Below are 8,943 nucleotides of genomic sequence, written 5' to 3' on the forward strand. Positions count from 1 at the left end.
GCAGCTGAGCTGCTCAGCACACCCGGCGCGCTCAAGGCCAGATCCACACCCGTTGAGCTCGATCTGCCGGAGGTGGTTAGTTAGAAAAAACGTCGCCGAGTGTTGGGAAAGGGTTGACACGTTCCGGACCGGTCGGCAGACCGAAGCCCCTCCACGCCGCCGGGTCGTCCACCGTGACAAGGCTGCGGGGCGCCGGTCCCGTAGGCGCGCTGCCGCGACGGATGCGAATCCCGGACGGCGTGAGATCGTACCCGTGGTCCCAAGCATTCCACGCCCACGTCAGGCGTTCGCGCGCGATGTCAAATTCGAGCACTGTGTCGAAGCCGGTGGAAACGGTGAGCAGACGCGATCCATCGTCGGAAAAATACACCGAGTGCAACTGGGCGAACCACGGATTGTGAAACACGTGCGTGATCTTCGCGGCGGCGTCATAGATCCGTATCTCGTTGCCGGCGGCGACGGCGAGACGCTGTTCGTGCTGGTCAAGCCCGAACGGCTCCTTCACGCCCATTGACCGGATGCTGCCGTTGCGCAGTGCGCGTGCACTTGGATTCGAGATGGCGATGGGCAACAAGGTGGACGTGCACGACACGTTGCTACCCGAGGGATACATGTTCTAGCGCGAGGAAATGTGCGAGGGCTGCGGCAGCAAATCCGAGGCGAAAATGTCGGTGGTGCTGCCGCAGGGCGCGGAGTAAGCGCGGCCCAAGGCTAGTTGACGTTCGCGCTGGCTTGCCGGGGTTCTCTATCGATGAAGGCCGGCTCGCATGCCGACTTTTTTCTTGCGTGGAGTCAGCTTCCGCTTGCCCAGCGGAGGCAATGTAAAGTCCTCTTGACGTCCCAAGGATGTAAGGTTAGCTTTACATTGCTTCAGCAAGGCATGCCCCCACCCGGAGTACTCTCATGTCGTCATCCGTTCTCGTTGCCCTCGTGCCCATCGTGTTGTGGACCGTGGCATGCGGCGTCCTCGTCGCTCGCCTGTACTCGCGCCGTGGGGACGGGCGCTTGGAGCACGACCAGTTCCTGACCCTTGTGGCCATCGTCTCCCTGGCGGCGGCGCCGTGGGTCTCGCTGATCGTCTATCTCACCGGCGACCGCCAGACTGTACTGGGCGGCGTGATAAATGTGGTGGTGGCCGCTGCCGTCTGGCTCGCCGCGCTCCGCGCGCGCAAGTCACGCCTGCAAACGGGATCCGTGCGCGAGTCGCAGGGCTCGTTCCGACAGAAGAGCGCGCTGCTCATGCTGTGCACACTGGCGCTGACCTACATCGCCTACGCCCTGCTGACGTGGCGCGCGCCGGTTCTGATCATCCCGCTTTTCTTCGGTTCGGCCCTTCTGGTGGCCATTGTCGCTGGCGTCGGGCACGCCGTGATCGCGCTGGCGCACGCGCCGAGCTCCGAGTTGGATGAAGCCGAGGACGAGCGTGACCGCGACGCCGAGCGGGCCGGTTCGCGCGTGGCCTATCTGGTGCTCGCCTTCGGAATCTGGGTGGTGCCGGTGGTGGCGCTGCTGCAGTGGCCGGCGCTCGTGGTCACCAATCTCGCGTTCCTCTTCATCGTGTTGGCGCAGATCGCCAAGTACGCTGCGGTGCTGCGCTATTACCGCCATGGAGGTGTGTGGTGACCCGGGTTCGCGGCAAGATCACCAATCGCATCCGCGAACTGCGCTTCCAGCATGGCGAGATGACACAGGAACAACTCGCGCGTGACGTGGGTGTCTCTCGTCAGACCATTATCGCGATCGAACAGGGACGCTACTGCCCGTCGCTGGAATCGGCGCTGCGCATGGCGCGGGTGTTCGGGCTCGGCGTCGATCAGGTGTTCAGCCTCGAGTAGCACGGCAAAGTTGTGAGGCGGCGGCGCGGGTGCCGCGTTCCATCGCATCGCAAAGCACGTGCCGAAGAAGTCGAATGCGTTATGCGAAAGCTCCATCCAGCGTCCATGGGCTTCCGTAGCAACCTGTCGGGCTTGCTCAGCATGAACTTTTGCTTGGTGCCTGAATCTCGCGACCCTTGACGTCGTGCTTTGTATGCGTTCGCCCACCCCACCTATCGCCGTGACCTAGTTGTCAGATCCCGGACGAATGCATCCTGCATAGTCGATCAGCGCTGCTGACCGACCGGTGGCGCGCGCCGCGGATCACGATCAAGCGCCGGGCCGACTGCGATCGCTGCACGCAAGTCCGTTGAAGTGATCAACTCCGAGTGTGCTGGTGCTGACCAGCTCGACCATCGGGCCGTGGGCTCGTCGGTTCGCTCGGAGCGCATCACCGACAAGATCAGGCAGTGCCGGTAGGTCGACTGTTCTGAGGGTGACATCAGTGTGCCGGCCCCGTCGGTCAAGCCACTGACCGAGTCGCACAAAGCTGGGCCTGATCGGGTCCGGTCGTTTCGCGGCGGAGATTCGCCGTGAACGGGGGCAGAAAGGTCAATCGGACACGTTCGAATTCCGCGGTTTCACGCACTGTTGCGTTGCCGACCAACATGACCGGTTCCGCCTGCTTCGCCTCACGGTGAAGGAAGCGGATGGGGGCGACGTTGTGCACCCTCCGCGACACGCTGACGCGTCGTTGGCATGAACCGCCCAATGTCGTGGGGCAGTGGCCAAAGCGTCTGGTGCAGGGCTACTTCAACTACAACGCTGTCCCCGGGAATCTGCAGCCCCTTGAAGGCTTCCGTAGCGAAGTGTGCCGCGCATGGCGGCACGCGCTGCTGCGGCGGAGTCAGCGCCATCGGCTGTCGTGGGACCGGTTCAAACCGTTTTGCTCGTCGACCTATTCCCTACTGCCGTCGAATGCACCCTTATCCCGAGCAACGATCCGCTCCGTCACGACCTTAGGCAGGAACCGTATGCGGTAGTGACGCTCATGCGGATCTGTGTGGGGGCCGCCGGGCAACCGGCGTCCCCACCGCGACAGTTGAACACGCGCTGGCGCAGTTCCCCGTTGCGCTGCTGGTGGTCAGCCACAGCCCGGCGCTTCTGCGCGCGATTGGTACAACCGACGGCCTGCGCCCGGACGGGCAGGGCGGTGCCGAGTGCATCAGCATCGATGGAGAGATGTGCGTGGCAGCGATCGGGTGATCTCAGCCGTCGGCGTGCGTGGTCGGCAAGCTGTAGCTCACCTCCAACACCGCGAAGCGCAGCAGGCCGGCCGGCAGTGTGGCCTCGAACTCGTCGTCGGCGCGCTTCTTGAGCGCGGCGCGCGCCAGCGGCGAGTCGATGCTGATGTAGCCCTTGCCGGCATCGGTTTCATCCGGGCCGACGATCCGGTAGTGCAGCTGCTCGCCGCTGTCGACCTGCTCCAGCCTGATCCAGGCGCCGAAGTAGATCGCATCGCGATCAGCAGGAAGACCCTCGGCCACTTTGAGTGCCTCCAGCCGCTTGGTCAGATAGCGCACGCGACGGTCGATCTCGCCGAGCTGCTTCTTGCGGTAGATGTACTCGGCGTTCTCGCTGCGGTCGCCCTCGGCGGCGGCTGCGGTCAGGGCTTTCACCACCTCCGGGCGCTGCTCGCGCCACAGATGGTTCAACTCGTTGCGCAGGGTTTCAAAACCCTCGCGGGTGATAATCGGGGTCGAGCCTGGGGCAGGTGGACGCCAACGTGACATGTGCGGCGGCTGCTCGTATCGGGGTGGGGACGGCACGTTTACACTGCAGCGCTCACTTTGCCCAGCGGCCGCCGCATGTTGATTCTGCCACTGCATCATCCCTTGGACCGTCGCCATCTGCCGTGGGCGACGCTGCTGCTGGTGGCGTTCAACGTATTCGTGTTCATGGCCCTGCAGAGCGGCGACCCGGCGCGCGAGGCGCACGCGCGCGAGCGCTATGTCGACTCCGGCCTGGCCGCGCTGGAGATCGATGCCTACATCGAGCACGCCGAGCGCGCGCTGTCGGGCCGTATGCAGGCCATGCTGGCCATGCTGCAGGCGGCGCCTGAGCCGATCCGCTCGCAGCAGCTGTCCGAACTGGTTGATCTGGATCCAGACTTCCAGCAGCAGCTGCTGGCCAGCGGCACGCTGGCGGACCCCGCCGAATGGCAGGCCCTGCGTGAGGCGCATCTGCAGGAACTCGGCAGCAGCTGGACCTGGCGCTACCAGCTGCAGTCGAAGGATTTCGACCCGGCGCGCTTGATCGGCGCAGCCTTTCTGCACGGCGGCTGGGGTCATCTGATCGGCAATATGCTGTTTCTGGTGATGCTTGGCATGCTGGTCGAAGGCGCGGTGGGCGGCCGCCTGCTGGTGCTGCTGTATCTGTTGGGCGCAATCGGTTCGAGTGTGGCCTCGCTTTTCTGGAACTGGGGCCAGCCGCACGCGGGCCTCGGCGCCTCCGGTTCGGTGGCGGCTCTGATGGGCGCCTATTGCCTGATCTGGGGCCTGCGACCGGTGCGGTTTTTCTACTGGTTCTTTGTGGTGTTCGACTACGTGCGCGCGCCGGCCCTGCTGCTGTTTCCAGCCTGGTTGGGCTGGGAGCTGTTCAATCTTCTGGCCAACCCGGATGTCGGCATCGGTTTCGAAGCGCATGCCGGCGGTCTGATCACCGGTGCGCTGTTCGGCATCGCGGTGCAGCGGCTCGGCCGGGTGCGCGAGGACTTTCTCGATGCAGCCGACAGTTCACACGGTGAACAGGGTGCCGCACTGTTGAGCGAAGCCGAACAACGCCTGGGCAGCCTGCAGATCACCGAAGCGGAGGCCGCACTGCAGGCGCTGGCAGAGGAAGATCCTGACCTGGCCGCGAGTCCGCGTGCGGGCATCGCACGCTATCGCTGCGCACGCTACGCCGGGCGCATGGCGCAGGCCGGCGGATTGCTGTCCGAACTGCTGTCGGCGCGCGCGCTCGGCCTTGATGCCCAGCAGGCGCTACTGAAAGAAGCCTGCAGCGGCTCGCCGCGGGTCAGCGCCGAGGCGCTCACTGCGGGCTTTGAACGGCAACTCAACTCCATGCGCTTGGAGCAGGTGCGCGCACTGTTGCGCGAGATGCCGGGAGATCTGGAGCCGACGCTGCAGCCGCGCCTGTGGCTGAAGCTCGCCCTGGCCGAACGCCAGGGCGGGCAGGGCAGCGATCCGCGGGCGAGCCTGCAGGAGCTGATGCGGCGCTTCCCGCAGGCGCCGGAAGCGGCCAAGGCGCGCGTGCTGCTGGGGTGAGTGCTGCCGAAGCCGGATGGTGCAAGTCGAAGCCTGTGCGCTTGACCGCTTTCCGCGCGAACTTGCCGCGAGCGCATCCGCGCTGGCGCCATCGCGACGCTCGCGCAGTGGCTCGCATCGCTGCGAAATCGTCCCTTCGCCGTCGGCCCGGCCCATCAAGCGCTGAGTGGCGTCCGATGGGCCGGGGCCGTCGCTTCGGCTGCGTCTTCCAAGCCGGAGTCTATCCCTTCGCCGCAAGCTGCCTGAGCACGTAATGCAGCAGGCCGCCGTGGCGTAGGTACTCGATCTCCTTTGGCGTCGCCAGCAGCACCTGCGCCTCGAACTCGATGCTGCTTCCATCGGCGCGCTGGGCGCCAACGCGCGCGGTTCGGGCGTGGCCATCCTTCAGACCTCGGATGGCGATGACTTCGTCGCCGAGCAGGCCCAGCGTCTGCGCATTCTCGCCGGCGCGAAAGGCGAGCGGCAGCACGCCCATGCCGACCAGGTTGCTCCGATGGATACGCTCAAAGCTCTCGGCGATCACCGCGCGCACGCCGAGCAGGTAGGTGCCCTTTGCCGCCCAGTCGCGCGAGGAACCGGTGCCGTATTCCTTGCCGGCCAACACCACCAGCGGCACGCCCTCGGCCTGATAGCGCATCGCCGCATCGTAGATCGGCAGCTTGTCGCCGCTCGGCTGGTGCAGGGTGTTGCCGCCTTCCTCGCCACCGAGCATGCGGTTGCGGATGCGGATATTGGCGAAGGTGCCGCGCACCATCACATCGTCATTGCCGCGGCGGCTGCCATAGCTGTTGAAGTCGGCCGGCTCGACACCGCGCGCCTGCAGGAATTCGCCTGCCGGTGAGCTGGCCTTGATGTTGCCGGCCGGGCTGATGTGGTCGGTGGTGATCGAGTCGCCGAACAGGCCAAGCACGCGCGCGCCGGTGATGTCCTGGATCTGGCCGACCTGCATGCTCATGCCCTCGAAGTAGGGCGGATTCTTGATGTAGGTGCTGGCCGCGTCCCAGGCGTAGATCTTCCCGGTCGGCGAACTGATCTGGTTCCAGCGGGTATCGCCCTTGAACACATCTGCGTAGTTCTGCTTGAACAGCTCCGGGCCGACGGTGCTGGCGATCAGGTTGCCGATCTCCCGGTTGCTGGGCCAGATGTCGCGCAGGTAGACCGGAGTGCCATCGCTGCCCGTGCCGAGGGGTTCAGTGCTGAGATCGATATCGGTGCTTCCAGCCAGCGCGTAGGCCACCACCAGCGGCGGTGAAGCCAAATAGTTCAGCTTGACCTCGGCGTGGATGCGCCCTTCAAAGTTGCGGTTGCCCGACAGCATCGCCGAGACCGTCAGATCACCCTTGGCGATGCCGGCGCTGACCTCCGCGGGCAGCGGCCCGGAGTTGCCGATACAGGTGGTACAGCCATAGCCGACCACGTGGAAGCCGAGCGCTTCGAGCTCGCCGAGCAGGCCCGCCTTGCGCAGGTAGTCGGTGACCACGAGCGAGCCCGGCCCCAGCGAGGTCTTGACCCACGGCGCGACTTTCAAGCCTTTGCGCACCGCATTGCGCGCCAGCAGGCCGGCGCCGAGCATCACCGCGGGGTTGCTGGTGTTGGTGCAGCTGGTGATGGCCGCGATCACCACGGCGCCGTCCTTCAGCTGAACCTTCTCCCCGTGCATTTCGATCTCGACACAGCCGTTCTGCAGCACCTCCTGGTTGCCGATCGCCGCGCCGCCGCCCTCGGACACCATCTCGCCGACGACATTCGCACGTTGATTGCGTGCCTGCACCAGCGGCGCCACGCTGTCGCGGTAGTTCTGCTTCATCTCGGTCAGCAGTACACGGTCCTGCGGCCGTTTCGGGCCGGCCAGCGAGGGCCGCACCTCGGCGAGATCCAAGGTCAGCACAGCGCTGTAGTCGGGCTGGAAGTCGGCATCGCGCCACAGGCCCTGATGCTTGGCGTAGGCCTCGACCAGGGCGATGTGGTCCTCGCTGCGGCCGGACAGGCGCAGGTAACTCAGCGACTCGCCATCGATCGGAAAGATGCCGCACGTAGCGCCGTATTCCGGTGCCATGTTGGCGATGGTGGCGCGGTCGGCCAGCGGCAGATGATCGAGGCCGGGGCCGAAGAACTCGACGAACTTGCCGACCACGCCGTGGCTGCGCAGCTTCTGGGTGACGGTCAGCACCAGATCGGTGGCGGTGGCGCCCTCGGGCAGTTGGCCGGTGAACTTGAAACCCACCACCTGCGGGATCAGCATCGAGCTGGGTTGGCCCAGCATCGCCGCTTCGGCTTCGATGCCGCCGACGCCCCAGCCAAGCACGCCCAGACCATTGATCATGGTGGTGTGGCTGTCGGTGCCGAACACCGTGTCCGGGAAGGCCTGCAGCTCGTCGCCAACCTCTCGCGTCATCACCACCCGCGCCAGGTATTCAAGATTCACCTGGTGAACGATGCCGGTGTTCGGCGGCACCACCTGGAAGTTGTCGAACGCGCCCTGGCCCCAGCGCAGAAAGCTGTAGCGCTCCTGGTTGCGCTGAAACTCGATCTTGCCATTGAGGTCCAGCGCTTCGGGCGTGCCGAACACATCGACCTGCACCGAGTGGTCGATCACCAGTTCCGACGGAATCAGCGGGTTGATTTGCTCGGGCCGGCCACCGAGTTTTACCACCGCATCGCGCATCGCGGCAAGGTCGACCAGGCAGGGCACGCCGGTGAAATCCTGCAGCACGACGCGCGCCGGCATGAAGGCGATCTCGATCTCCGGCTCAGCCTGCGGATTCCAATCGAGCAGGGCCTGAACATGCGCGGGAACGACGGTGACGCCGTCTTCGCAGCGCAACAGGTTCTCCAGCAGAATCTTCATCGAGAACGGCAGCCGCTTGACGTTGAAGTGTGATTCCAGCCGGGACAGGCTGAACACGGTGAAGCTCTGGCTGCCAAGCGTCAGGGTTTCGCGAGTATCGAAGCTGTTGTGCATGGGATGTTCCTGGTGTGTGCTGTGTAGTCGCCGGCCGCGACGGTCTCGGCTACGACTGCGCTTGATGCAGTGTGAAGTGTCAGTTTGCCGAGTTGGCCTCGGCCGTGCGCACGCCGCCGCTGGCCGCATAGCGACGATTGACCTCGTTCCAATTGACGATCGGCCACCAGCCGCGGACGTAGTCGGCACGCACGTTCTGGAAGTCGAGGTAGTAGGCGTGCTCCCACACGTCGATCGCCAGCAGCGGCTCGCCGTTAGGGCTGACCGTGTCCATCAGCGGATTGTCCTGATTCGGCGTGGTGCTGATCGCAAGCGCGCCGTTCTCGTCGAGAATCAGCCAGGCCCAGCCCGAGCCGAACACGCCCAGCGCGGCGTTCTCGAACGCGGTTTTGAACTGAGCTATCGAGCCGAACCTGGCGGTGAGCGCTGCGCCCAGTTCCGCTGAGGGTTCACCGCCGGTGCCGGGCGCGGCCAGCAGGCTCCAGAACAGGCTGTGGTTGTAGTGGCCGCCGCCATTGTTGCGGGTGGCCATGCTGTAGTCGGAAACGCCGCGCAGGATCTGCTCAACGGTCAGCCCTTGCAGCCGGTCGTCCTTCAGCAGCTCGGCGTTGAGGTTGTTGACGTAGGCCTGATGGTGACGACCGTGGTGGATGCGCATGGTTTCGGCATCGATATGCGGCTGCGCCGCTTCGGTCGGGTAGGGCAGGTCAGGCAGGCGGAACGTGTCAACCCTTTCCCAACACTCGGCGACGTTTTTTCTAACTAACCACCTCCGGCAGATCGAGCTCAACGGGTGTGGATCTGGCCTTGAGCGCGCCGGGTGTGCTGAGCAGCTCAGCTG

General features: G+C 65.2%; 7 protein-coding genes. 3 read left to right on the plus strand and 4 right to left on the minus strand.

The annotated features are described in order from the left end of the window. Positions 1-76: 76 nt before the first annotated feature. Positions 77-571 carry a hypothetical protein gene (locus tag ACIQ7H_RS20950; protein WP_395795219.1) on the minus strand — a complete coding sequence of 165 codons (495 nt, stop codon included), beginning with the start codon at positions 569-571 and terminating at the stop codon, positions 77-79. A gap of 332 nt (positions 572-903) precedes the next feature. On the opposite strand from ACIQ7H_RS20950, the gene ACIQ7H_RS20955 reads away from it, so the two are divergent. Next, the gene (locus tag ACIQ7H_RS20955) at positions 904-1,623 is read left to right on the plus strand and encodes a hypothetical protein (protein WP_395795221.1); all 720 of its coding nucleotides are present in this window, start codon (positions 904-906) and stop codon (positions 1,621-1,623) included. Then, on the plus strand, positions 1,620-1,835 hold the full coding sequence (locus tag ACIQ7H_RS20960) for a helix-turn-helix transcriptional regulator (protein WP_395795223.1): 216 nt from the start codon (positions 1,620-1,622) through the stop codon (positions 1,833-1,835). The genes ACIQ7H_RS20955 and ACIQ7H_RS20960 overlap by 4 nt, the downstream gene beginning before the upstream one ends. Positions 1,836-3,082: 1,247 nt before the next feature. Here ACIQ7H_RS20960 and greB read toward each other — a convergent pair. Then, positions 3,083-3,607 (minus strand): transcription elongation factor GreB, encoded by a 525-nt coding sequence (greB, locus tag ACIQ7H_RS20965; protein WP_395795225.1) that lies wholly within the window; start codon positions 3,605-3,607, stop codon positions 3,083-3,085. Positions 3,608-3,682: 75 nt separating this feature from the next. Between greB and ACIQ7H_RS20970 the strand changes: the two genes are divergently transcribed. Then, the gene (locus tag ACIQ7H_RS20970; RefSeq protein WP_395795227.1) at positions 3,683-5,140 is read left to right on the plus strand and encodes a rhomboid family intramembrane serine protease; all 1,458 of its coding nucleotides are present in this window, start codon (positions 3,683-3,685) and stop codon (positions 5,138-5,140) included. Positions 5,141-5,360: 220 nt separating this feature from the next. Here the strand turns inward: ACIQ7H_RS20970 and acnA are convergent, their stop codons facing one another. Further along, positions 5,361-8,102 carry an aconitate hydratase AcnA gene (gene acnA / locus ACIQ7H_RS20975; protein WP_395795229.1) on the minus strand — a complete coding sequence of 914 codons (2,742 nt, stop codon included), beginning with the start codon at positions 8,100-8,102 and terminating at the stop codon, positions 5,361-5,363. A 79-nt stretch (positions 8,103-8,181) separates the two neighbouring features. After that, positions 8,182-8,883: a superoxide dismutase gene (locus ACIQ7H_RS20980; protein WP_395795231.1), complete on the minus strand. Its 702-nt coding sequence runs from the start codon at positions 8,881-8,883 to the stop codon at positions 8,182-8,184. Positions 8,884-8,943: the final 60 nt, after the last annotated feature.

Origin of the sequence: Aquimonas sp. (genome assembly GCF_044377145.1) — a bacterium.
Taxonomy (GTDB): Bacteria; Pseudomonadota; Gammaproteobacteria; order Xanthomonadales; family Xanthomonadaceae; genus Aquimonas.